This is a genomic window from Achromobacter sp. CF-sbj1-Ac2-l, assembly GCF_052698165.1.
The window spans coordinates 4,244,603-4,269,201 of the sequence record NZ_CP199855.1 but is presented as its reverse complement, the minus strand read 5'-3'; the positions used below and the strand labels follow the sequence as shown (position 1 = coordinate 4,269,201).

Sequence of the window (24,599 nt, the reverse complement as noted above, 5' to 3'; positions counted from 1 at the left end):
GCGGAATCCCACATGATCATGACAGCGACCATAGAATTCGGCGGCGATGGCGACAAGGGGTTCGCCTCGTCCAACCGCTTCCAGGAAGTGAAGACGGCGGCCTACGAGCATCTGCTTTCCCGCATCGAGGAGCTGGGCGCGGAGTTCGGCAGGTGGGCGCGATCGGCGATCCAGGAGTTCGTCGACATCGAGGTGGCCAGCTTCGTGCGCCTGCGGCGGGTGCCGATCAACGAAGGCGAGATGCGCCAGATCGCCGAGGCCCTGACCAAGGAGCTGGCCGGCCTGGGGCCGTTGGAGGATCTGCTGGCCGACCCGGCGGTCGAGGACATCCTGATCAACGGCTACGACAACGTGTTCGTGTCGCGCCGCGGCGTGCTGGCGCGCGAGACGCTGCGCTTCACCGACAACCAGCACGTCCTGCGCATCGTGCGCCGCATCCTGGCGCCGATCGGCCGCCGGCTGGACGAGTCCAGCCCCATGGTCGACGCGCGCCTGCCCGATGGCGGCCGCCTGAACGTGGTGATCGAGCCGCTGGCGGTCGATGGCCCGATGGTGTCGATCCGCAAGTTCCGCCAGGATCCGCTCAAGCCGGCCGACCTGCTGACACTGGGCACCTTCGACGAGGAGATCTACCGGCTGCTGCATGAAGCGGTGAAGAACCGCTGCAACATCCTGGTGTCCGGCGGCACCAGCTCGGGCAAGACTTCGCTCTTGAACGCGCTGGCCTTCTTCATCCCCGAGACCGAGCGCGTGGTGACCGTGGAGGACACGGCCGAGCTGTCGCTCAACCACCCGCATGTGGTGCGGCTGGAATCGCGCCAGGGTGGCTTCGACGGCAGCGGCGCGGTCAGCATCCGCGAGCTGATCCGCAACAGCCTGCGCATGCGTCCCGACCGCGTGGTGGTGGGCGAAGTGCGGGGCGCCGAGGTCATGGACATGCTGCAGGCCATGAACACCGGCCACGAAGGCTCGATGGCCACGATCCACGCCAACTCGCCGCGCGAATGCCTGTACCGGATCGAGATGCTGGCGGGCTTCGCCGGCTTCCAGGGCAGCGAGGACAGTCTGCGGCGCCAGATCGCCAGCGCGCTCGACTTCATCGTGCAGATCGGCCGCCTGTCCAACGGCAAGCGGCGGGTGCTGTCGGTGACCGAGGTCACCGGCATGGGCGACAACGTCATCTCGACCCAGGAACTCTACCGGCACGAGACCTTCGCCACGCCGGAGGGCGAGGAAAAGGATCGCTGGAACTGGCTCGGCATCCATCCGCACACCCCCAAGCTGGCCAAGATGCGCAGCGAGCAGCGGCCGACCGACAACGCGCCGCCCGAGTCCGACGGCGGCGGCTTCTGGAGCAGGAGGCGCTGATGCTGCAGGCCGGAGTGATCGCGGGTCTGGCGCTGGTGCTGGCGCTGGCGGCGGTGCTGCTGTGGCGCCACGCCAACAGCGGCCAGCGGCGCGCCGCCAGTTCCGCCTTTCTCGAAGACCAGTTGCGGCGCGGCCGCGGCGCGCCGGTCAGCGGCAAGATGCCGTTCGCGCACGGCGCCCGCGCGCTGCGCAGCGGTTTCTCGCGTTGGGACATGCTGCTGCTGCAGGGCGGCGTGCGCCAGAGTCCCGGCTTCTACGCCAAGCTGACGCTGCCGATCGTGCTGGCGGCGCTGCTGGCCTGGGCCTTCCTGGGCTGGCTGTCGGGCCTGGTGACGCTGGTGCTGCTGACCGTGTTCGCCTATTTCCTGCTGTGGCTGCGCGCCGACCGGCGCCAGCGCCGCAGGGTGGCGCAACTGCCGGCGTTTCTGGACAACATCGTGCGCCTTGTCACTATCGGCAACAGCATGGCGTCGGCCTTCCAGACCGCCGCGGCCACCACCGACGAGCCGCTGCGCGAAGTGGTCGAGACCGCCGCCGCCCTGAGCCGCTCGGCCAAGGAACTGGACGCGGCGCTGGTGCAGGTTTCGCGCCAGTACGACATGAAGGAGCTCTACATGGTGGCGGCCGTGGTGTCGGTGGCCTTGCGCTTCGGCGGCCGCAGCGACCAGGTGCTCGAGCGCATGGCCGCGTTCATGCGCGACATCGGCCAGGCGCGCGCCGAGCTATCGGCCAGTTCGGCGGAAATCCGCCTGTCGGCCTGGATCCTGGCGCTGCTGCCGCTGGGCATCGCCGGCTTCATCATGGTGGCCAACAACGACCTGTTCATGGGTCTGTGGGTGGACCCGCTGGGCTTCAAGATGCTGATGACGGCGGTCTGCCTGCAACTGGGCGGCTCCTACATCCTGTATCGCATGGCCAAGGCCATCTGAGGACGACGCGGATGCAAGCGATCGAATCCTGGAATGTCTCAACGGTGCTGGCGGTGGCGCTGATGCTGGTGGCGGCCGCCATGCTGATCCTGGGCCTGAGCATGACGCGGCGCCTGCGCGGCCAGGATCGCAGCCGGCAGGTGGTGGAGCAGGCCCTGGCGACGCGCGAGGGCCGCGTCAAGGCGGCCGCCGCGCCGGCGGCCGAGGGCGCGCAGGGCCGGCTGGCCGCCGCCACGCGCGCGGCCGACTCGTTCGGCAAGCGCCTGAGCGAAGGACGCTTCGCCGAAGCGCTGCTGGCCGGCGAGGACCGCAAGCTGGTGGATATGGCGGGCTACGAGAACCCGGCCACGGCGCGGCTGCGCTTCATCGTCGCGCGCTTCACCCTGGCGCTGCTGCTGCCGGCGGCGGCCGTGGCGCTGGATCTGGGGCGCAGCATCGGCTCGTCGCTGGGCCTGTTCGTGGCGGCGTTCTTCGGTTTCGCCATCGGCTACATGCTGCCCAAGTGGTTCGTGCGCCGGCGCCTGTCGCGCCGTCGCAAGCAGGCCGCCAACGAACTGCCGCTGCTGATCGACCTGCTGCGGCTACTGCAGGGCGTGGGCCTGTCGATCGACCAGAGCCTGCAGGTGCTGACCAAGGAATTCGACCAGGTGCTGCCGGTGCTGGCGTACGAGTTGCGGCTGGCGTCCGAACTGTATGTGCGCGGCCGCACCCGCGAACAATCGCTGGCGCGGCTGGCGGCGGGCTTCGACAACGACGACCTGTCCGCCATCTGCCGCCTCATCGCCCAGGTCGACCAGCACGGCGGCGCGGTGCAGGAGCCGCTGAACCGGTTTGGCGAGCGCCTGCGCGAGAAGCGGCGCCTGGAGCTGAAGGAAAAAGTGGGCAAGACCACCGTCAAGATGACGGCGGTGATGATCGTGACCCTGTTGCCGGCGCTGCTGATCGTGACCGGCGGGGCGGGGTTTGTGGCGGTATTGCGCGGCTTGTCGCGCATGGGGGGGATGTAATGGCGGGCGGTATGGAAAGCGCGCGGCGCGCATGGCGTTGGACCCTGGCGGCGGCGGCGGTTGCCGGCGCCGGGACGTTGGCGGGTTGCCAGAGCAACAATGCCGAGACCGCCTGGCAGTTGATCCAGCAACAGCAGCAGGAACAGGCGCTGGCGCGCCAGCGCGAGGACGAGGCGGAGAACCGCCGCAAGCCGGCCGAGCCGGAGATGATGCTGTCGATGATCGCCGAGTCGCAACGCCAGGAGCGCTATTTCGCCTCGCTGGCCTACATCGAGGCGTTCCAGCAGAAGTTCGGCAACGATCAACGCATCGCGGTGCTGCGCGCCGAGGCGCTGCGCCAGACCGGCCAGACGGCCTCCAGCGAACAGGCCTACCGCGCCCTGATCGGCACCGCGCAGGCGGCAGACGGCTGGCACGGGCTGGGCCTTATCGCCGGTTCGCGCGGCCAGTTCGAGCAGGCCGCCGACGACTTCGCGCGCGCCGCCAAGCTGGCGCCCATGGACCCGCGCATCCTGGGCGACCTGGGTTACGCGCGGCTGCGGGCCGGCGATCCGGCCGGCGCCCGCGTGCCGCTGGGCCAGGCGGCCGAGCTGGCGCCCGAGAGCGGCAAGGTGCTGGCCAACCTGGCCTTGCTGCTGCTGGTCGAGGGCGAGCCGGTGCGCGCCCAGAACGTGATGGACCGCGCCAAGCTCGGCGACGAGGCGCGCAGCCAGGTCCTGCGCCTGGCCGCCGAGATCCGCAGTCAGACCGCCGCGCCGAGCGGTGTGGCGCCGGCCGCCGGGGCCGACACGTCGGCGACGCGGGTGTCCCGTGGCGAAGGCATCGTCATGCCGGTCATGAGCCCCTTGATGGACCGACTGGGCAACGGCCCGATCGTGCGCTAACCAGGAATCCCGATATGTCCCGAACCGTACGCTTCGTTCCTTTTTCCCTGGCGCTGCTTGCCGCCGCGGCCACGCCCTGGGCGAGCCAGGCGCAGTCGAACGCGCCGCTGACGGGCGGCGCCATGAGCGGCGTGGCGCAGGCTTCTCCCGTGCCGCCGGCCGCGCCCGCCGCCGCGCCCGCGGCGCAGATGCCGGCGCGGCCGGTGGTGCAGCAGGTGCAGACGCCGATGCCGCAGGCGGCCGCGCAGCCGGCGCCGCAACCCGCGGCCGAGGCGCCGGAAGCGTTCGGCGACATCACCCGCGGCCTGCTGGCCGCGCAGGCCGACGGCCGCCGCGCCGGCGCCGCGCTGCCGGTGCTGGGCGCCGCGTCCACCGCCGCCTGGAACCGCTACGTCGACAGCTTCACCCGGCCGATTCCCGAGTGGTTCACCAAGCGGGTGCAGACCAACAACACGAACTAGCGCCTGTTCACACGACAAGGAGCCTCGGGCCTGTCTCGCCGAGCCACGGAGCCACGATCATGCCAGCCACTCATTCTCGTTCTGCGTTCTGCCCGCGGCAGCGCGGCAGCATGACGGTGGCCATCGTTTTCGTGGTCATCGTCGGTCTGGTGCTGCTGGGCGTGGCCCAACTGGGCTATGCCTATTACATGAAGCGCGAAATGCAGAAGGCCTCGGACCTGGCGGCGCTGTCGGCGGTGCAGGTGCTGGGCATGGGCGCGCCCGCGGACTGCGCCCGGGCGCAGGCGGCGGGGCGGGCCGCGGTGCTGGCCAACGTGCCCAACATCTTCGACAGCTTCTCGGCGGCCGACGTCACCGTCGAATGCAAGGTGTGGGACACCAGCCGCGCCGACGCCAGCGGCATGTACGTGTTCGATCCCGCCAGCGGCCAGGCGCCGAACGCGCTGCGCATCACCGTCAACAAGACCCTCACCAGCCTGATCCCCAGCTTCTCCGGCAGCACGGCGGGCGGCGCGCAGGTCCAGGTGATCTCGGTGGCCACCAGCACCCAGCCGGTGGCCGTGTTCACCGTCGGCTCGCGCCTGCTGCGCCTGCAGAAGGGCGGCCTGCTGTCGCAGTTGCTGGCCACCGTGGGCGCCACGCCGGCGCAGCTCGACATCCTGGACGCGGCCGGCCTGGCCACCGTCAACATCACGCCGTCGGGCCTGCTGGAGGCGCTGGGCCTGCCGGTGTCGGTGGCCACCGGCGTGGGCACGCCGGCGCAACTGGCCGCGCTCAACAACCTGACGCTGGGCCAGTTGCTGCAGGCCACGCTGACCGTGATGAACAAGGCCGGCGATACCGCCGGCGCCAGCCTCGGGCTGCTGTCCAACGCCATCAACGTGGTGCTGAACGTGATGCCGGTGAACCTGCCGGTCAAGCTGTTCGGCGACGGCGGCGTCCTGGACCTGAACGTGGTGGGCGGCGACATCAACTCGGCGCTGCAGGCCAACATCAACGCGCTCAATGTGCTGGAGACCGCGCTGGTCATCGCCAACGGCCAGAACCTGGTCAACCTGGGCCTGAACGTGCCGCTGCTCGGCGTGCAGTCGCAGGTGCGCATCGTCGAGCCGCCCACCATCGGCGTGGGCGGGGTGGGCACGCAGGCCACCAGCGCCGGCATCCGCGTCTACCTGCGCGCCAACACCAGCAACATCCCGCTGGTGGGCCCGCTGCTGGCCAACACGCTCGGCACCAAGATCGACCTGCCTGTCATCATCGACGTGGCGCAATCGACCGGCACGGTCTCCAAGCTGTGCCAGGCGCCGCTCACCGAGTCGCAGGCCACGATCGACGTGACCTCGTCGGTCGCCAATATCTGCCTGGGGCGCTTTCCGGGCATGTCGTCGGCCGTCGACAACGTGCAGGCCAATTTCCTGTCCATCACAAATAGCTGCCAGCCCAGCTCGTTCGCATCGATCCAGCGCTACCAGGTCCTGAACGTGCTGGGCATCCTGCCGCTGACCAGCAAGGTCACGCTGCCGATCTTCAACTCGACCGCGCCCGTGTCGGTCACGCTGACCGAGCCGCCGTCGCCCAATTCCACCGCCACCGTCAATGCCACCTCGGTCAACCTAGGCGCGCTGGCCTCGAACCTGGCCGACGCCGTGGTCGGCGGCATCCTGGGCGACCTGGTCGGCACCGGCACGCCGCTGACGCCGGAACAGCGCTTGTCGCTGGCCACCACGCTGGTGGGCGGCGGCGGCAGCAATCCGGGCAAATCGATTTCGCAGGTGGTCAACGACATGCAGTGGTCCTCCACCGCGCTCAACCAGCTCGGCCAGCGCATGACCAGCGGCGGCCTGACCGGGGTGCTGGGCGGCACGTTGCAGTTGGTGGGCAACCTCCTCAATTCCTTGCTGCTGGCGCCGCTGAGCGACGTGACCTGCCTGCTGGCGATCACGCCGGACGGGATCCGCCAGTGCCGCGTCAACGCGGTCTCCTCGCTGGCGCTGAGCGGCGGCAACCAGGTGGGCGGCGTGCTGTCCATCGTGGTGACGCTGCTGCAGCCGCTGCTCGGCATGCTGTCGACCCTGCTGCAGCAATTGCTGGACATGCTTGGCCTGAGTGTCGGCCAGACCGATGTATCGCTGCTGTCGGTGGACTGCGGCAAGCCCCGCCTGGTGTATTGATGATGAAGCCCATGATTTCCGCCCCTTCGTGGCCGGCCCGGTGGTCGCCATGACCCAGAAATTCTCGCGCGAAGAGTTCGACGTCTACGTCTGGGAGGGCACGTCCGACATCGCCAGCCGGGCCGAGCGCTGCCTGGCCGGCATGGATGTGTCGCTGGTGCGCGCCGACGCCGGCACCGCGTTTCCGCCGCCGCGCGACCCGTCGCGGCCCGCGGTGGCGCTGGTGTCGGTCTCGGTCATGGGCGACAACCGCTTCAGCGGCTACGACTGGCTGTCGGTGCAGGCCATGCCGGTCATCTGGGTGGCGTCCGAGGCCCGTGGCCGCGATCCGCGTTATTACCCGCCGGAATACTCCTACACGCTGCCGCTGGCCTTCACCACCGCGGATCTGCGCAAGTTGCTGTTCGAACTGCTGGGCACCCTCGACCAGTTCAATCGCGCCGCGCCGCGGCGCGAGCAGCCGCTGATCGCCGTGTCGGAGCCGATGCGGGCGCTGCTGGCCGAGGCCGACATGTTCGCCGACTGCCGCAGCAATGTGCTGATCCACGGCGAGACCGGCGTCGGCAAGGAGCGCATTGCGCGCCTGCTGCACGACCACGCCGCCTGGTCGGACGGGCCGTTCGTCGCGGTCAACTGCGGCGCCATTCCCGAAGGGCTGTTCGAGGCGCACTTCTTTGGCCACGCCAAGGGCGCCTTCACCGGCGCGGTAGGCGCGCACAAGGGCTATTTCGAGCAGGCCAGCGGCGGCACGTTGTTCCTGGATGAGATCGGCGACCTGCCGCTGTACCAGCAGGTCAAGCTGCTGCGCGTGCTGGAGCAGAGCGCCGTGACGCGGCTGGGCTCCACCGTGGAGGTGCCGGTCGATTTCCGGCTGGTGGCCGCGACCAACAAGGACCTGCGTGTGCTGGTGGGCCAGGACGAGTTCCGCGCCGACCTGTATTACCGGCTGGCGGTGATCGAGCTGCGCATTCCCAACCTGGAGCAGCGCGGCCCCGAGGAAAAGGTGGCGATCTTCCGCGCCTTGCTCGAACGGCTGGGCGCCGAGGGCGAGCCGCCCGCCTGGCTGCTGGAACGCGTGGCGCGCGCGCGATACGCCGGCAATGTGCGCGAGCTTTCCAACGTGGCCGAGCGCGTGGCGATCGTGCGGCGTCAGTTCCAGGCCTGGGACCAGGCCCGCATCGAGCGCATTTTCGATCAGTTGGCCGAGCCGCTGGGCGGGCCGGCGGCCTTGGCGACGGCGGGCGCCAATACCCAGTGCGAGCCGCCGGTATTCACCGACGCCGAACGCGCCGAGCGCGCCCGCATCCTGGCCGCGCTGGACGTCAACGGCTGGCGCCGCCAGGACACCGCCAATACCTTGGGTATCAGCCGCAAGGTGCTGTGGGAGAAGATGCGCAAGCTGCATCTGGGCGGCGGCCAGGGCGAAACCGCCGATGGCATTGTCGAGGCGTCGTGAGCGCAATAGGGAATGTCCCTGGGCGCGCGACACTATCGCCGCGTGTTATTCACGCGCGTCAGCTTCAACCGGAATAAATTGCTATAGTTCCGCAACGATTTTTTTGGGGAAGGCATGAACGTCCACTTTATCCGTGCCGCCGCTCGCATGGCGCTGTTGGGTACGGCCCTGTCCGGTCTGGCCGCGTGCGCCAGCGCGCAATCCGAGCCCCCGCGCCCGACGGTGCAGCAGGTCGAGGACAAGCAAGCCGCCTCCACCCCGGTCACCCCGCCCGCGCCTGCGCCCGCCGCGCGCCCGTCCTCGACGGTGGCCGAGCTGCAGGCATTGATCCAGAACCGCCAGGTTTCCGAACTGCGTACGACCTACAACGGCACGTACGGCGCCAGCCTGCTGTTCAAGCCGGACGATCTGACTTACTACGTGGCCCTGTTCCAGCAGAAGGACTTCTGGCGCGTGCTCAAGACCAAGTCGGACAAGCAGGCCGAGGCCACTTACCGCGCCTTCGCGGCCCAGTCGGCCGACCTGGCCGAAGTGGATATCAAGCGCATCAAGCTGCAGGCCGAATACACCCACGCCGAAAAGCTGCTGGCCAGCCGCAGCGCCGAGCTGAGCACGCTGCAGGCCGACCGCACCCTGCGCATGCAGCAGGAAGAGCAGGTTGCCGCGCGCCAGGAACAGTCGCGCCAGGAAGCCGCCGCGCTGGCCGACCAGCAGAAGGACGTGCGCCAGCAACTGCGCGACCTGCAACGCCAGATCGACGCCTTGCAGGCGCAGCAGGCGCAGATCGGCCAGGCGCCCGCCACGCCCAGGCGCGGCAAGTAAGCGCCTCGCACGCCAGCAAGCGGGCCCCCGGGCCCGCTTTTCATTGGGCGGGGCCGCCGCTGCCGGTGTGTGGCGCAAATGCCGCCAAACCGCCCGGAATCGGCCGAAAACCCCGTTCGCGGTCCGGTATCCAGGAGTGCGCGCGCGCTTTCTTGTATTCTGGATGCCAGCCCCCATATTTCCATCATGGCTCTCAAAGTTTTCGACCTCCAGTGCGAGCACGGCCACATCTTCGAAGGCTGGTTCGGTTCGCACGAAGACTACGACGCGCAGCAGGCGCGTGGACTGGTGTCGTGCCCGGTCTGCGGCTCGGCCAGCATCACCAAGCGCCTGTCGGCGCCGCGCCTGAACGTGGCGCACCTGCACGCGCCCGCGGCGCAGCCGGCGCCGCCGGCCGGCGCCACCGACGCCGAGAAGATGTCGGCGCTGCAGGCGGTGGTGATGCGCCAGGTGCGCGCGCTGCTGCGCAATACCGAAAACGTCGGCGCGCGCTTCGCCGAGGAAGCGCGCCGTATCCACGAGGGCGATGCGGACGAGCGCCCCATCCGCGGCACCGCCACGCGCGAAGAGCGCGAGGCCCTGGCCGAGGATGGCATCGACGTCATGGCCGTGCCCGACTTCCTCGACGACGAACGCCTGCAATAGCCGCGTTCGCCGCCGCGGCGGCTTTCACGGCCGCGCAAGGCAAAAAAAAGCGCCAGACCCTGAAGGGCTGGCGCTTTTTCTTGCCTGTCGCCGGATCAGTTGTTGACGCGGCTGCGGTATTCGTTGGTGCGCGTGTCGATTTCGATCTTGTCGCCGATGGCGCAGAACAGCGGCACGTTCAGTTCGTAGCCGGTGTTGATCTTGGCGGGCTTGGTCACCTTGCCCGACGTGTCGCCGCGGACGGCCGGTTCGGTGTAGGTGATTTCGCGCACGATGGTCGTGGGCAGTTCCACCGAGATGGCGCGGCCGTCGTAGAAGACCACTTCCACGGGCATCGCTTCTTCCAGGTAGTTCAGGGCGTCGCCCATGCTTTCGGCTTCGATTTCGTACTGGTTGTACTCTTCGTCCATGAAGACGTACATCGGGTCGCCGAAGTAGGAGTACGTGCACTCCTTGCGATCCAGTTGGACGACTTCGAACTTTTCGTCGGCCTTGTAGACCGATTCGCTGGCCGAGGCGGTCAAGAGGTTCTTGAACTTCAGCTTGACGACGGCGGCGTTACGGCCGGACTTGTTGTATTCGGCCTTCTGGACCACGAGGGGATCCTTGCCGACCATGACCACGTTGCCGACTCGCAATTCCTGAGCGGTTTTCATCGATAAAACTCCGGGGGGAAAGGGTGCACTCGCCGTGCTTGCAGAAAGCCGCGGCGGGTGAGGGCGCCAGGCAACGGGCCAGGCCCGCCATCTTGATCTCAACGCCATCTCAAGCCCGCGGGCCCGAAAAGGCCCGCTCGCTCGACTTTCATGCACACCCCGGGAGGCGTCATAGTTGAGGCGCCGAAAAACCCGGGCGACTCAGAAAACTCTCTATTCTAGCGTTTCTTGGCCAACTCTGCGCAAAAATCGGCCAGATTTTCCGCCAGGTCGGGGCGCGCGGCCTGCGCCGCGTCCCAGTCGCGCGCCGCCTGCGTCCAGGCCCGCCAGGCGGCCGGCGCGAGGGCGGCGCCGATCGCATCCGCCGCCGCGCCGGCCTCGGGCAGGTTCCAGGCGCGGATGGCGGCGGCCGCGGTTTCCGGGGCCGGATAGCGCGCGAGCCAGGCATCCAGCTTTTCCAGGTGCACGTTCTCTTCCTGGGGGTAGATCTGCCAGACCAGCGGACGCGCCGCCCAGGCCGCGCGCACGAACGAATCCTCGCCGCGCACCAGATTCAGGTCGGCGCACCACAGCACGCGGTCGAAGTCGGGTTGCGCCACGAACGGCAGGCGCGCCACCGCCGGGCCGCCGGGCCGCGCGCAGGCCGCTTCCAGCCCGGGAGCGACGCCTTCCGGCGCCAGCAGCAGGGCGGGGCGGGCATCGGCCGCCAGCGCCTGCGCCAGGCCGTCGATCGGCGCGCTGGGGTAGCAAAACAGGGACACGGTGCGGGCGCCGTCGCGCCGTTGCGACACGAGAGGCTCGGCCACGCCCAGTCCCCGCAGGAACGCCGCCTGGGCTTCGGCATCGGCCTGGAAGGCGTCGCGCTCGGCCGTCAGGCCCGGTTCGCGCAGCAGGCCGCCGGTGGCCGGCGTGAATCCCGGGAAGAAGAAATGCTTGACCAGCCCGTCGGGGCGCTGCGACGGCAGGCCGTGGCAGCTTTCCACCCAGGCCTCGGCGCTCAGGTATTCCAGGTTGATCCAGGCGGGATGACGCTGGCGCATGCTGGCCAGGAAGGCCTCGGGAGGATCGCAGGCGAAGGCCTCGATCACCACGTCGCGGGCGGCCAGCGCCGGATCCGGCGTGTCGGTCCAGCGCACGATATCGATGTCCTGGAACGCCTGGCGCGCGGCAGTGGCATCGATGCCGGGCTGGATGCGCGCGAAGCTGGCCAGGTCGTCCACCCACAGGCGCACCTCCCAGCCGCGGCCATGCGCCAGTCGCCGCGCCAGGCGCCAGCAGACGCCGATGTCGCCGTAGTTGTCGACCACGCGGCAGAAGATGTCCGCTTGCATCGACGCGCTCAGTGGAACTTGGCGGGCGCCGCCTCGGCGTCTTCGGGCAATTCGGCGTGCACCAGTTCGCCCAGGGGATTGGGGAAGTAGGGCGCGCCGCAGTCCTCGCAATATTCCGGCGGCAGCACGCCGGGAATGCGGCGCACGTCGCTCACGCCGTATTCCTTGAGCAGCGCCGCGATCTCGTCGACCACGTCGGGCTGGCCCTCGTCGGCCGGCAGGTCTTCCTCGCGGCCGTACAGCGGCCAGACGCAGCCGTAGTAGACGTCGTTGCTGTTGCGCGCGGTGAAGCTGACGCGGTATTCGTCGACCCGGTTTTCGCCGCAGCCGGCCACCACGGCGCGCAGTTGCGAGGCCTCGAGATTGACCGCGCCCTCGAGCCAACTGATGGCGGCGCGCAGCGACAGCGGGCGCACGCGGCGGTCGGCCTCGCGGTTGCTGACGTAGTAGGCGTCGGGCAGCAGGGCTTCGAAACCGCAGCCCGGCAGCAGGCCGGCCAGCGTCGGCTGGGCCTGCGCGGCCCATTGCGCCAGGCAGGCGTCGCGGCTGGCCTCGGCCTCGCCGATCTGCTCCTGCCAGCGGAACACGGGCGCGAACTCGGGCACCGCCACGGCCGCCACGATGTAGCGCGTGTCGGCCAGCATGTTGGCGGTTTCGGCCTCGGCATTGAGCGCGGGCTTGGTGGTCTCGGCGCCGAGCGCCTGCGAGCCCAGCCGTTGCAGCCATTGCCAGGTCTCGGAGAAGGTGCGTGGCATCTGGTCCACGCTTACCAGCACCGGCATCAGCGCGCTGCGGGCCTGGCTCGACAGCACGTGGCCATGCAGTTGCGCCAGCAGGGCCTGCTGGGCGCTGGCCGGCACGGGGCCCGTGGGGATGGCGTAGCGGGTCCAGGCCACGATGGGCGCGACGATCAGCAGGATGTCGTAGCGCACGCCGTTCTTCTCGATCTTCATCGACTCGGACAGCGTTTCGGCCTGCTCGATCAGGACCTCATAGGCGCCCACGTCGCCCTGGGCGAGGTGGTCCAGCGCGGCTTCCAGCGGGGCATCCTGGCCTGCCTTGAGCAGCTTTGGAATCGCTTCGCCAAGCTGATTCTCCCAGTACACGTCTTCGACGCGGCTGCCCGAGCGGTTGAGCGACTGGGCAAGCGTGATGAGGCGGGTGGCGTCACGGGTCAAGCGGGGAGCGGATTGGCTGCGGGATCGGGCCATAACTTCGGAGGACGTCCAGTAAGTGTGTAACGACGTAGTTTAACGCCCGCCACGGCGGTGGTCGCGGCGACGCCCGGGCGCCCGCGAATCGAGCAGCACAAGGGCGCCGACGGTCACCGGACTGGACCCGGCCTTCCGCCGGGGATTGGTGCGGGTCTGGCAACAGATCGTGCCTGTTTAGGGGATTTATTGCTGATTGGAATCGACCGACAATGGACCCATCATCAAGCTTTCCTGGAGTCATCGCCATGCGCTGGCCTACGCTTTTCGTTTCCCACGGTTCCCCCATGCTGGCCGTCGAACCCGGTTCGACCGGCCCCGCGCTGGCCGCCTGGAGCCAGTCCCTGGGCCGCAAGCCGCGCGCCATCCTGGTGGTCTCGCCGCACTGGATGGGCCATGGCCTGGCCCTGTCCACCCGCGACCAGCAGGTGGCCTGGCACGATTTCGGCGGCTTTCCGCCCGAACTCTACACGCTGCAATACGCCGCGCCCGGCTCGCCCGAGCTGGCGGCGCGCACGCAGGCCCTGCTGGCCGAGGCCGGCATCGCCGCCGACCGCGATCCGCGCCGGCCGCTGGACCATGGCGCCTGGGTGCCGCTGCGCTACCTCTATCCCGAGGTCGACGTGCCGGTGGTGCAACTGTCGCTGGACATGGGCCGCGACGCCGCCGGCCAGTTGGAACTGGGCTGCGCCCTGGCGCCGCTGCGCGACGAGGACGTGCTGATCATCGGCTCGGGGTCGCTGACGCACAACCTGCGCGACGTGCGCATGCCGCAGCACGCGCCGCCGGCGCCTTACGTGCCGGCGTTCCAGGCGTGGTATGCCGAACACCTGGCCGCCAACGACGTGCCGGCGCTGCTCGACTGGCAGGCGCGCGCGCCCGGCGCGGCGCAGGCCCATCCGCACGACGACCACCTGATGCCGCTCTACGTGGCGCTGGGCGCGGGCGGCGGCCAGGCCACACGCCTGACCGACGAGATCTCGTACGGCGCGCTGGCGATGGACGCCTATGCATTCAACTGAGGCCTGTTGACGCCCCTCACCGCCGCCAACGTTTGGTTACCCCATGCGGTACCAAACCCCGCTGCGTCTATGCATAATGGCAGCCGCCCGCAATGCGGGCGTTTTCCTGTTCTGGACGCATGCCGGAGCCATCCGGCCGGGAGTGTAGAGATCGTGAATGCGCATATCGTGAAAGCCGCGAGTCTGGCCATCGTCGCCGCCACGCTGACGGCGGCTTCGTCCGCCTGGGCCGAGGACGTCGAGGGCTCCCGCGACCATCCCGCCCTGACGCGTTTCGAGGGCGCCGAGATCCGTGCCTACGAATTCAAGGACTACGACGAAGCCGTGATGCCCAACCAGCCCATCACCCGCGAAAGCGAGGCCAGGGGCCTGACGTTGGAAGGCAAGCTGACGCGCATCGCCTATCGCATCGATGGCAAGAAGTCGGCGCTGGAGGTCTATCGCAACTATCAAGGTGCGCTGCAGGCCGGCGGCTTCAAGACCCTGTTCGAATGCAAGGGCGACGAGCAGTGCGGCGGCGACTTCCAGTCGTTCGTCCTGAACAGCGGCAAGGTCAGCCAGCCGGGGCAGGGCGACGCGGCGTTCGGCGGCAAGTACTACGCGGTGCTGGCCAAGAAAGAGGCGCCCACCGGCGACATCTACGTGTTCCTGGATGTGATGGACGACACCTCCAACAACATCACGCCGGTGTTCCAGCAGGTGATCGAGACCAAGCCCATGCAGACCGGCCAGGTCAAGGTGCTGGACATGGCCGCCATGCAGAAGTCGCTGGCCGAATCGGGCCGCGTCGCGGTCTACGGCGTCTACTTCGATACCGACAAGGCCGAGGTCAAGCCCGAGTCCAAGGCCGCGCTCGACGAGATGGGCAAGCTGCTCAACGCCAACCCGAAGCTGAAGGTCTACGTGGTCGGCCACACCGACAACCAGGGCACGCTGGCCGGCAACCTGGACCTGTCGCAAAAGCGCGCCGACGCCGTGGTCAAGGCGCTGGAAGCGGGCTACAAGATCCCGGCCGCGCGCCTGTCGGCGCGGGGCGTGGCCTCGCTGGCGCCGGTGGCGGCCAACGACGCCGAGGCCGGCCGCGCCAAGAACCGCCGGGTCGAACTGGTCGCGCAATGATGGGGTGAGCCTGCCACGCGTCGCGATGGCAGGCGGCGCGCGGCCATGAAAAAAGCCCCTGGAACCTCGGTTCCAGGGGCTTTGCCTTTGCGGCCCGCGCGTTACGCGGCCAGCAACTGGCGCAGCACGAAGGGCAGGATGCCGCCGTGCTGGTAGTAGTCGACCTCGATCGGGGTGTCGATGCGCAGCAGCAGCGTCACGTCCTGCTTCGAACCATCCTTGCGGGTGATCGTCAGCGTCACGTCCTGCATCGGCTTGATGCCGTTCTCCAGGCCCGAGATGTCGTAGGTTTCCTCGCCGGTGATGCCCAGCGACTGCACGCTGTCGTTGCCCTTGAACTGCAGCGGCAGCACGCCCATGCCCACCAGGTTGCTGCGGTGGATGCGCTCGAAGCTGCGCGTGATGACGGCCTTGACGCCCAGCAACTGGGTGCCCTTGGCGGCCCAGTCGCGCGACGAGCCGGTGCCGTACTCTTCGCCGCCGAACACCACGGTGGGCGTGCCGGCCGCCACGTACTTCATGGCCGCGTCGTAGATCGACATCTGTTCGCCGGTGGGCTGGAACAGGGTTTCGCCGCCTTCGAAGCGGCTGCCGTCCGGGCGCGCCGGGATCATCAGGTTCTTGATGCGCACGTTGGCGAAGGTGCCGCGCATCATGATTTCATGGTTGCCGCGGCGCGAGCCGTAGCTGTTGAAATCGGCCTTCATGACGCCGTGTTCCTTGAGCCACTTGCCCGCGGGCGAGCTTTCCTTGATGGAGCCGGCCGGCGAGATGTGGTCGGTGGTGACCGAGTCGCCGAACACGCCCAGCGCGCGGGCGTTCTTGACGGTCGGCATCGCGCCCGGCGTCATGCCGAAGCCTTCGAAGAACGGCGGCTCGGCGATGTAGGTGGAGTCGGGCCAGTTGTAGGTCTCGCCCGTGACGCCCTTGATGTTCTCCCACAGCTTGCCGGGGTTGCTCTTGACCTGGCCGTAGTTGGCCTCGAAGGCCTTCGGGTCCAGCGCGTACTTGAGCAGCGCCTCGACTTCCTCGGTGGTCGGCCAGATGTCGCCCAGCCAGATATCGCCGTTCTTGCCGCGGCCGACCGGTTCGGTCATCAGGTCGCGCGTCACGGTGCCGGCCAGGGCGTAGGCCACCACCAGCGGCGGCGAGGCCAGGAAGTTGGCCTTGATGTTCGGGTGGATGCGCGCCTCGAAGTTGCGGTTGCCGGACAGCACCGCCGAGCACACCAGGTCATTGCTGGTGATGACTTCGTTCAGGTCGGGCGTCAGGTCGCCGGCGTTGCCGATGCAGGTGGTGCAGCCGTAGGCGGCCACGTCGAAGCCCAGCTTCTCCAGGTAGGGCAGCAGGCCGGTCTTGGTCAGGTATTCGGTGACCACGCGCGATCCGGGGGCCAGCGAGGTCTTGATGTGCTTGGGCACCTTCAGGCCGGCTTCGACGGCCTTCTTGGCCAGCAGGCCCGCCGCCAGCAGCACGCTGGGGTTGGAGGTGTTGGTGCAGGAGGTGATGGCGGCGATCAGGATGTCGCCGTTCTTGACCTTGGTGCCGGTGCTGGTGGTGAAGATCTGCTGCAGCTTCTCGGCCGGCTGGTTGAAGCCGTTCTCGGCGACCGGCTTGGAGAACAGGTCGATGAAGGTGCTCTTGACGTTGCCGATCTCGATGCGGTCCTGGGGGCGCTTGGGGCCGGCCAGCGACGGCGCCACGGTGGACAGGTCCAGCGTCAACAGCTTGGTGTAGTTGATGTCCTGGGCGGCGGGCACGCCGAACATGTCCTGGGCCTTGAAGTAGGCCTCGAACGCGGCGATTTCGTCTTCGGTGCGGCCGGTGCCGCGGAAGTAATCGATGGTGCGGCCGTCGACCGGGAAGAAGCCCATGGTGGCGCCATACTCGGGCGCCATGTTGCCGATGGTGGCGCGTTCGGCCACGGACAGGCTGGCCGTGCCCTCGCCACAGAACTCGACGAACTTGCCGACCACTTTTTCACGGCGCAGCATTTCGGTGATGGTCAGCACCAGGTCGGTGGCGGTGACGCCGCCGCGCAGCTTGCCCTTGAGTTCCACGCCGACCACGTCGGGCGTCAGGAAGTACACCGGCTGACCCAGCATGCCGGCCTCGGCCTCGATGCCGCCCACGCCCCAGCCGACCACGCCGATGCCGTTGATCATGGTGGTGTGGCTGTCGGTGCCCACCAGCGAATCGGGGTAGTAGATATTGTTCTTCTTGTCCTGGTGCACGCCGCGCGCCAGGTATTCCAGGTTGACCTGGTGGACGATGCCGAAGCCCGGGGGCACCACGCCGAAGGTGTCGAAGGCCTGCATGCCCCACTTCATGAACTGGTAGCGCTCCTGGTTGCGCTTGAATTCCAGCTTCATGTTCAGGTCCAGCGCATTCTTGGTGCCGAAGTAGTCGATCATGACCGAGTGGTCCACCACCAGGTCCACCGGCACCAGCGGTTCGATGCTCTTGGGGCTCTTGCCCATCTTGTCGGCCACCGAGCGCATGGCGGCGATGTCCGCCAGCAGCGGCACGCCGGTGAAGTCCTGCAGCACCACGCGCGCCACCACGAACGGGATTTCATCCTCGCGCTTGGCGTTGGCCTGCCAGTTGGCGAGCTGGCGCACGTGTTCCTCGGTCACCTTCTTGCCATCGCAATTGCGCAGCACGGATTCCAGCACGATGCGGATGGAGACCGGCAGCCGCTGCACGTCCACGCCCAGCGCCTTGCCCAGCGCCGGCAGCGAATAGTACTGACAGGACTTGTTGCCGATCTTGAAATTCTTGAGTGTGTCGAGGGTGTTGTGCGGCATGATGGACTCCGTGGTTTTGCCCGCGTAAAGCCGGCATTTTCAGGCGTTTCGACGCGTTTGTCATTCCGGGCGACAGCGGCGCGGGTTCGGTCTGTGTCTTATATCTTATATAAGACTTGAAGGGCGCGTCAAAGTTCCCGCCCGCGCCGGCCTGCGGGTTGCGCGGCGGTCGCGCAAACCCCTACTGTGCGGCAGCCGCGTCGTCCCTGCAAGTCCCCTTTTTTTAACAAAGAAGTCCTACAAGCGCATGGCGGCGGGAGGCGGGGTCGTGCCGCGCGGCACGCCGCTGGTCGAGGTGGACAGGCTGCGCGAGGCCGTGGCACGGGTGATGCGCCAGGCAGATTTCCGCGACCGCTTCCAGGTGCAAGGGCTGGTGATCCAGGCGCCGCGCCTCAGGCCAGCAAGGCCGGCATTTCCGCCGCGGCGAAATCCAGGAAACGCCGCAGGGCCAGCGGCGCGCCGCGGCGGGCGGGCATGACCGCATAGATGCGCGCCGGGGCGGCGCGCCAGGCGGGCAGCAGTTGCGCCAGGTCGCCCCTGGCCAGGGAGCCGGCGCACAGATAGTGGGGCAGCAGCGCCACGCCCAGGCCGGCGCGCGCCATCTCGCGCAGCGCCGCGAGGTTGCTGCTGAGGCAGCGGGGGCGGAATTCGATCGACTCGGCTTCACCCGCGGTGCCGGTGAAATGCCAGCTTTGCGGGCTGTCCTGGGTGGCGTGGGCCAGCAGCGGCAACGCGCTCAGTTCGCGCGGATGGCGCGGCGCGGCCCGGGCCATCTCCGGAGCCGCCACCAGGATCAGCGGCACCGGCGCCAGTTCGCGCGCCACCAGCCTCGAATCCGTGAGCGAGGCGCCCTGGGCGCGGAAGGCCAGGTCATAGCCTTCGCCCACCAGGTCGATGATCTGGTCGCGGGTGTCCAGCAATACCCGCACGCCGGGGTGCTTCAGGCAGAAGCGCGACACCAATTCGCCCAGCAGGGACACGGCCAGGGCGGAGGGGGCGGTCATGCGCAGCAGGCCGCTGGGCGTGTCGCCCATCGCCGCCGCCAGGTCGAAGGCGCTGCGGGCCTCGCGCGCCATCGCCAGCGCATGCACGTAGATCTGCTCGCCCATGGGCGTGAGCGAGACGCGGCGGGTGTTGCGTTGCAGCAACCGCAGGCCCAGCCGCGTCTCCAGTTCGGCCACGCGCCGGCTGAGTTTGGAGCGTTGCATATTGAGCACGCGGGCGGCGGCGGAGAAACCGCCTTTTTCCACTACCTCGGTGAAAAGCAGCAGGTCGTCGAGATGATGGATATAGGAATGCATGGGCCAGGGTGGGGAATTGTCCTGTAACGCAGGACAATTATTCCTGAAATTAGCGTCTACTGTGCCGGACGCGGAACCCATAAGCTCTGCGCCACCCAAAAATCCAGGCAGCAGCTCCTTGACCATCCGCCTCAGTCCGCCCGTGGCCAAGCCGTTCGAGCCCGCGGGCGACGCCTGTTCGTTCCGGCAATTCCGCCAACCCGATTTTCCTCGCGGCATGTCGCCGCTGGTGCTGGCGGAGCATTTCGTCATGACCGGCCCCAGCTTCGCGCCGCACCCCCACGCCGGCATGTCGGCCGTGACGCTATTGCTGGAAGACAGCCGCGGCGCCCTGCGCAGCCGCGACAGCATGGACAACGACCATGAGATCCGGGCCGGCGACCTGCATTGGACCGTGGCCGGACGCGGCGTGATCCACGATCAGCAGCCCGTGGGAGAGTCGCGCCTGAACGGGGTGCGGTTGTACGTCAACCTGCCGCAGCGGCTCAAGTCGCTGCCGCCCGAGGCCTCGTTGCTGCGCGCCTGGGAGATGCCGGTCCTGCAAGGCGACGCCGGCCGCGTGCGGGTGGTGTCGGGCCGCTACGATGGCTGGGAAGCGCCGCTGGCCACCCCCGAGCCGTTGTTGATCCTGGATGGCTGGCTGCGCCCGGGGGCGTCGCGGCTGGTGACGCTGCCGGCCGGCTGGAACGCGTGGCTATACGCGGTCCACGGCGAACTGGGAGTGCGGGCCCGCCACCAGATCACGGCGCCGGCGCGCCCGCCGGCGGATCTCGGGACGCGCCCGATGGCGCCGTTCCGGCCGCGCGGCCGGGGGGCGGTGGCGGACAGGCGCACCCCCGATCCCGACTTCGCCATCCTGCCGCCGGGGGCGGCGCTGACGGCCACGGCGGATCGCGATGGGCTGCTGCAACTGCTGGCGGCCGGAGCGCCGGTTCATTTCCTCCTGGTGGCGGGGCGGGCCATCGACGAGCCCGTGATCCAGCGCGGGCCGTTCGTCATGGCGGACGCGCGGGCCCTGGGACAGACCATGGCGGCCTACGAAGCCGGGGAATTCGGCCGACTGCGCGACCCGGCGGACCTGCCGGGTTGACGAGCCCCGCGGGCTGGGCGCAAGCCGGCGTCGCGGACAACCATCGGAAACTAATCGTTGTAAGCGAGCAACAAAGCTGTCGTCCATATTAAGGGACGCAATGAGAATGATTTCGTTTTATATAGAATCGACCTCGCACGATCTCAATCTCCCTTGGTGAACGGGCTCCACAAGACCGGCATGGCCGGCTTTGCGGCAGTTCGAATGGCAAGCCGTTACCCCGCGTGACCCTCATCGGGATTGTTGCGATCCCTGCTTCCTGCGAAGCGCCCGCCTACCGATTCCCGATATGAAAATACGAACTCTTGCGTGCGTGGTTGCGGCCCTGCCGTACACCGCCCTCCATGCCCAATCCGCCGCGCCCGCCGCCGACGGCTCCGTCGTCTCGATGGAGGCAATCAAGGTCGAGGCCAGCGCCGACGCTTCGGCCGGCGGCCTGGCCCAGCCCTACGCGGGCGGCCAGGTGGCCCGCGGCGGCCGCGTCGGCGTGCTGGGCACGCAGGACATCATGAGCACGCCGTTCAGCATCACCAGCTACACCAACGAGCTGATCCAGGACAAGCAGGCGCGCAGCGTCGGCGACGTGCTGCAGAACGATCCGGGCGTGCGCGTGGCGCGCGGCTTCGGCAATTTCCAGGAGTCGTACTTCATCCGCGGCTTCATCCTCAGTTCGGATGACGTGGCCTACAACGGCCTGTACAGCCTGCTGCCGCGCCAGTACATCGCCACCGAACTGTTCGAGCGCGTCGAAGTGCTGCGCGGCGCGTCGGCCTTCCTGACGGGGGCGGCGCCCAGCGGCGGCGGCATCGGCGGCGTCATCAACCTGGTGCCCAAGCGCGCGCCCAACGAGCCGCTCACCCGCTTCACCACCGGCGTGTCCAGCGGCGGCCAGTTCTCCGTGTCGACCGACATCGCGCGCCGTTTCGGGCCGGACGACAGCACCGGTATCCGCCTGAACGTCGCCAACCGCAGCGGCGACACCGGCATCGATGACGAACATTCCCGCACCAGCCTGGTGTCGTTGGGCCTGGACTGGCGCTCGGCCGACACGCGGTTGTCGGCGGATATCGGCTGGCAGGAGAACAAGCTCAAGCGCGCGCGGCCGAACATTAGTGTTGTGGGCCTGAAGGACCATGTGCCCGATGCGCCTGATGCCAGTTCCAATTACGCGCAGCCGTGGTCGTACTCCAATGAACGCGATGTCTTCGGGACGATTCGCGCAGAGCACGATTTCAGCGACAAGCTTACCGGCTGGGCCGCCTTTGGTATGCGCCGTAGCGATGAGGCGAATTCGCTGGGCAACATCAATCTGACCAATGCCTATTCGGGCGCCAGCAATTTCTATCGCTTTGACAACACCCGCAAGGACAACGTCAATACGGGTGAGTTGGGGCTGCGTGCCAAGGTTCGGACGGGACCCGTGGGGCATGAATTCGTGGTGTCGGCGTCCTTCTTCGACTTGAAAACGAAGAATGCCTACATCATGGATGCAGGGAACAAGTTTCCGACCAATATCTACGATCCACAGTCATATGACAAACCGGCTTTCAGCGCGGGAGCGTCGCGGGGCAATGATATTGACGATCCTGCTCTTCAGGCGCGTACGCGGCTCAGCAGCTATGCACTCGGCGACACGTTGTCATTCCTGGACGACAAGGTGCTGCTGACGCTGGGCATTCGCCACCAGCGCCTGTCCTCGCGCAGCTATGCCTACAACACCGGCAAGGAGCAGGGCTCCTACGACGCCAGCCACAACTCGCCGGCCGCCGGCATTGTCTTCAAGGTGGCGCCGAGCGTGTCGTTGTATGCCAACTACATCGAAGCCCTGGTGGCCGGCGGTACCGCTCCGCTTAGGGCAAATGACAAGCCCGTGCCCAACGGCGGCGAGAGCCTGCAGCCTTACGTTTCCAAGCAAAAGGAAATCGGCGTCAAGTACGACGGCGGCGGCCTGGGCGCGGGCCTGGCGCTGTTCTCCACCGACAAGCCGCGCGCGGCCTATGACGCGTCCAATCGGTTCACCGCCTCCGGCAAGGACCGCCACCAGGGCATCGAGCTGACCGTGTTCGGCGAGCCGATCGACCGCGTGCGCGTGCTGGGCGGCCTGACCTTCCTGGACGCCAAGCAGCGTTCCACCGGCAACAGCGCCATCGACGGCAACCGCGTCATCGGCGTGCCGCGCTTCCAGGCCAACCTGGGCGCGGAATGGGACATCCCCGGCGTGCAGGGCCTGGCCGTGGACGGCCGCGTGGTCTACACCGGCGCCTCCTATGCGGACGATGCCAACACCCTCAAGGTGCCCGGCTGGACCCGCTTCGATGCCGGCCTGCGCTACATGATGGACGTGGACGGCCACGTGGTGACGCTGCGCGCCCGCGTCGAGAACATCGCCAACCGCAACTACTGGTCGTCGGTGGGCGGCTACCCGGGCAACGGTTACCTGGTGCTGGGCGGCCCGCGCACCTTCTCGCTGAGCGCCAGCATGGACTTCTGAGCGCGGATGCCCGCCGCCAGGCGGGCGCCGCGCAGGCCAAGAAAGGCAACGTCCCGGCGGTCTAGGTCATCAACCAGCCGCCCGCCACGTCCAGCACCTGCCCGGTCACGAACCGCGCCTGGTCCGAGGCGAAGAACAGGCAGGCGTCGGCCACTTCCTCGGGCGTGCCGAGCCGGCGCAGCGCGGTGACCTCGGCCACGGCGTCGTTGATCTCCTTGGGCACGCTTTTCAGCAGCGGCGTGCTGATGCGCCCCGGCGCCAGGCCGTTGACGGTGACGTCGTGCTCGCCCAGTTCCGCGGCCCAGTGGCGCGTCAGGCCCAGCAGCGCCGCCTTGGTGGCGGCGTAGTGCGCGGCGACGATGTCGCAATAGGCCTTGCCCGCCACCGACGACATGTTGATCACGCGCCCCTGGCGCTGGCGCACCATGTGCGGCGTGGCCAGGTGGGTCATGTAGAACACGCTGTTCAGGTTGACCGCCACCACCTTGTCCCATTCGCCCGGCGTCATCTCCCACACCTTCAGCGCGCGGCCGTGGGTCTTGGGCGAGATGCCGACGTTGTTGACCAGGATGGTGGCGGGGCCGAGGTCGCGGGTGATGCGGTCATACGCAGCCTGGCACTGGTCGAAGTGCGAGACATCGGCGTGCACGAAGCTCACGGCATGGCCGCGCTTTTTCAATTCCTTCTCGTAGGCCTGGCCGCCCTGCGAATTGAAGTCGATCAGCCCGACCTTGCCGCCTTCGGCCAGGAAGCCCTCGACGATGGCCGAACCGATGCCGCCGACGGCGCCTGTGACGATGATGACCTGATCCTGGAAGCGCGCGCTCATGCCCGCACCTTCAACATGATCTTGCCGATGTGCCGGCTGCTTTCCATCAGCGCGTGGGCCTGGGCCGCTTCTTCCAGCGGGAACACCTGGTGGATCAGCGGCAGGCAGCGCCCCTGTTCCATCAGCGGCAGCACCTTGTCGGCCAGCGCCTGGGCGATGGCGCCCTTGTCGTCGTCCGAACGCGGCCGCAGGGTGGAGCCGGTGAACGACAGTCGCTTGGTCATGATGGGCAGGGCGTCGATTTCGGCCTTGCTGCCTTCCAGGAAGGCGATCTGCACCAGCCGGCCATTCACCGCCAGCAGGCGGAGATTCTTGTTGATGTAGGCGCCGCCGACCATGTCGAGGATCACGTCCACGCCCTGGCCGCCGGTGGCCTGGCGGACCTCCGCCTCGAAGTCGGTGTCGCGGTAGATCAGCGCGTGCTGCGCGCCGGCCTTCAGGCAGGCCTCGGCCTTCTCCTGGTTGCCCACCGTGGTCCAGACCTCGGCGCCGAAGGCGCGCGCCAGTTGGATCGCGGTCAGGCCGATGCCGCTGGAGCCGCCGTGCACCAGGAACTTCTCGCCAGCCGCGAGGCGGGCGCGTTCGAACACGTTGGTCCAGACGGTGAAGTAGTTCTCCGGGATGGCGGCGGCGGACAGCAGGTCCAGGCCGCGCGGCACCGGTAGGCAGTGACGCTCGTCGGCCAGGCAGTATTGCGCGTAGCCGCCGCCGGGCGTCAGCGCGCAGACCCGGTCGCCGACCTGCCAGCGCGTGGCGTCGGGACCGACGGCAACGATGGTGCCCGCGACCTCCAGTCCCAGGTAGGGCGAGGCGCCGGGCGGCGGCGGATACGAGCCGGAGCGTTGCAGCACGTCGGGGCGGTTGACGCCGGCGTAGGCCACCTCGATCAGCACCTGGCGGCCGGCGGGCGCGGCCATCTCGCGTTCGGCCAGGCGCAGGCAATCGGGCGCGCCGCCGGTGCCGTGGTCGATGAATGTGCAGCGTAGAGACATGAATGCG

Annotated in this window: 20 protein-coding genes; 13 read left to right on the top strand and 7 right to left on the bottom strand. The window is 68.3% G+C overall.

Annotated features, from left to right (window positions below; all coding sequences use genetic code 11):
- Positions 1–12: 12 nt before the first annotated feature.
- From ACUDCK_RS19390 to ACUDCK_RS19350, 9 genes are all read left to right on the top strand, one after another.
- Positions 13–1,368 (top strand): CpaF family protein, encoded by a 1,356-nt coding sequence (locus ACUDCK_RS19390; protein ID WP_175143233.1) that lies wholly within the window; start codon positions 13–15, stop codon positions 1,366–1,368.
- On the top strand, positions 1,368–2,297 hold the full coding sequence (locus ACUDCK_RS19385) for a type II secretion system F family protein (RefSeq protein ID WP_144654731.1): 930 nt from the start codon (positions 1,368–1,370) through the stop codon (positions 2,295–2,297). The genes ACUDCK_RS19390 and ACUDCK_RS19385 overlap by 1 nt, the downstream gene beginning before the upstream one ends.
- An 11-nt stretch (positions 2,298–2,308) precedes the next feature.
- Positions 2,309–3,304 (top strand): type II secretion system F family protein, encoded by a 996-nt coding sequence (locus tag ACUDCK_RS19380; RefSeq protein ID WP_054503025.1) that lies wholly within the window; start codon positions 2,309–2,311, stop codon positions 3,302–3,304.
- An 11-nt stretch (positions 3,305–3,315) separates the two neighbouring features.
- On the top strand, positions 3,316–4,188 hold the full coding sequence (locus ACUDCK_RS19375) for a tetratricopeptide repeat protein (protein ID WP_081273430.1): 873 nt from the start codon (positions 3,316–3,318) through the stop codon (positions 4,186–4,188).
- A 14-nt stretch (positions 4,189–4,202) separates the two neighbouring features.
- Entirely contained in the window at positions 4,203–4,649 is a 447-nt protein-coding gene (locus ACUDCK_RS19370; RefSeq protein WP_054503023.1) for a DUF3613 domain-containing protein, read from the top strand.
- A gap of 59 nt (positions 4,650–4,708) precedes the next feature.
- The gene (locus ACUDCK_RS19365) at positions 4,709–6,820 is read left to right on the top strand and encodes a pilus assembly protein TadG-related protein (protein WP_240806371.1); all 2,112 of its coding nucleotides are present in this window, start codon (positions 4,709–4,711) and stop codon (positions 6,818–6,820) included.
- 49 nt (positions 6,821–6,869) lie between these two features.
- Entirely contained in the window at positions 6,870–8,276 is a 1,407-nt protein-coding gene (locus ACUDCK_RS19360) for a sigma 54-interacting transcriptional regulator (RefSeq protein ID WP_054503291.1), read from the top strand.
- Between the two features lie 114 nt (positions 8,277–8,390).
- Positions 8,391–9,098 (top strand): DUF2968 domain-containing protein, encoded by a 708-nt coding sequence (locus tag ACUDCK_RS19355; RefSeq protein WP_175166639.1) that lies wholly within the window; start codon positions 8,391–8,393, stop codon positions 9,096–9,098.
- A gap of 186 nt (positions 9,099–9,284) precedes the next feature.
- Positions 9,285–9,743, top strand: a complete 459-nt coding sequence (locus ACUDCK_RS19350) for a DUF1178 family protein (protein WP_064524303.1) — start codon at positions 9,285–9,287, stop codon at positions 9,741–9,743.
- Between the two features lie 95 nt (positions 9,744–9,838).
- On the opposite strand, the gene efp is transcribed toward ACUDCK_RS19350, so the two are convergent.
- From efp to ACUDCK_RS19335, 3 genes are all read right to left on the bottom strand, one after another.
- Positions 9,839–10,399, bottom strand: a complete 561-nt coding sequence (efp, locus tag ACUDCK_RS19345; RefSeq protein ID WP_006220534.1) for an elongation factor P — start codon at positions 10,397–10,399, stop codon at positions 9,839–9,841.
- Between the two features lie 218 nt (positions 10,400–10,617).
- Positions 10,618–11,730 (bottom strand): elongation factor P maturation arginine rhamnosyltransferase EarP, encoded by a 1,113-nt coding sequence (earP, locus tag ACUDCK_RS19340; RefSeq protein WP_064524305.1) that lies wholly within the window; start codon positions 11,728–11,730, stop codon positions 10,618–10,620.
- A gap of 8 nt (positions 11,731–11,738) precedes the next feature.
- Positions 11,739–12,941, bottom strand: coding sequence for a DUF2863 family protein (locus tag ACUDCK_RS19335; protein WP_054503018.1), 1,203 nt, complete (start codon positions 12,939–12,941; stop codon positions 11,739–11,741).
- A gap of 248 nt (positions 12,942–13,189) precedes the next feature.
- Here ACUDCK_RS19335 and ACUDCK_RS19330 point away from each other — a divergent pair, with 248 nt between their 5' ends.
- Together ACUDCK_RS19330 and ACUDCK_RS19325 are read left to right on the top strand one after the other, a co-directional pair.
- Positions 13,190–13,963: a DODA-type extradiol aromatic ring-opening family dioxygenase gene (locus ACUDCK_RS19330; protein WP_445659253.1), complete on the top strand. Its 774-nt coding sequence runs from the start codon at positions 13,190–13,192 to the stop codon at positions 13,961–13,963.
- Positions 13,964–14,131: 168 nt separating this feature from the next.
- Positions 14,132–15,082, top strand: coding sequence for an OmpA family protein (locus ACUDCK_RS19325; RefSeq protein ID WP_231132912.1), 951 nt, complete (start codon positions 14,132–14,134; stop codon positions 15,080–15,082).
- Between the two features lie 101 nt (positions 15,083–15,183).
- On the opposite strand, the gene acnA is transcribed toward ACUDCK_RS19325, so the two are convergent.
- Positions 15,184–17,889 (bottom strand): aconitate hydratase AcnA, encoded by a 2,706-nt coding sequence (acnA, locus tag ACUDCK_RS19320; protein ID WP_064524307.1) that lies wholly within the window; start codon positions 17,887–17,889, stop codon positions 15,184–15,186.
- Positions 17,890–18,281: 392 nt separating this feature from the next.
- Complete coding sequence (locus tag ACUDCK_RS19315) at positions 18,282–19,190, bottom strand: LysR substrate-binding domain-containing protein (RefSeq protein WP_054503014.1); 909 nt, start codon at positions 19,188–19,190, stop codon at positions 18,282–18,284.
- A 118-nt stretch (positions 19,191–19,308) separates the two neighbouring features.
- Here ACUDCK_RS19315 and ACUDCK_RS19310 point away from each other — a divergent pair, with 118 nt between their 5' ends.
- Complete coding sequence (locus ACUDCK_RS19310) at positions 19,309–20,280, top strand: pirin family protein (protein ID WP_064524309.1); 972 nt, start codon at positions 19,309–19,311, stop codon at positions 20,278–20,280.
- Between the two features lie 289 nt (positions 20,281–20,569).
- Complete coding sequence (locus ACUDCK_RS19305) at positions 20,570–22,771, top strand: TonB-dependent receptor (RefSeq protein ID WP_054503012.1); 2,202 nt, start codon at positions 20,570–20,572, stop codon at positions 22,769–22,771.
- Positions 22,772–22,832: 61 nt separating this feature from the next.
- Here the strand turns inward: ACUDCK_RS19305 and ACUDCK_RS19300 are convergent, their stop codons facing one another.
- The gene (locus ACUDCK_RS19300; protein ID WP_175166641.1) at positions 22,833–23,600 is read right to left on the bottom strand and encodes an SDR family oxidoreductase; all 768 of its coding nucleotides are present in this window, start codon (positions 23,598–23,600) and stop codon (positions 22,833–22,835) included.
- Positions 23,597–24,592: an NAD(P)H-quinone oxidoreductase gene (locus tag ACUDCK_RS19295; protein WP_175166642.1), complete on the bottom strand. Its 996-nt coding sequence runs from the start codon at positions 24,590–24,592 to the stop codon at positions 23,597–23,599. The genes ACUDCK_RS19300 and ACUDCK_RS19295 overlap by 4 nt, the downstream gene beginning before the upstream one ends.
- Between the last annotated feature and the right edge of the window lie 7 nt (positions 24,593–24,599).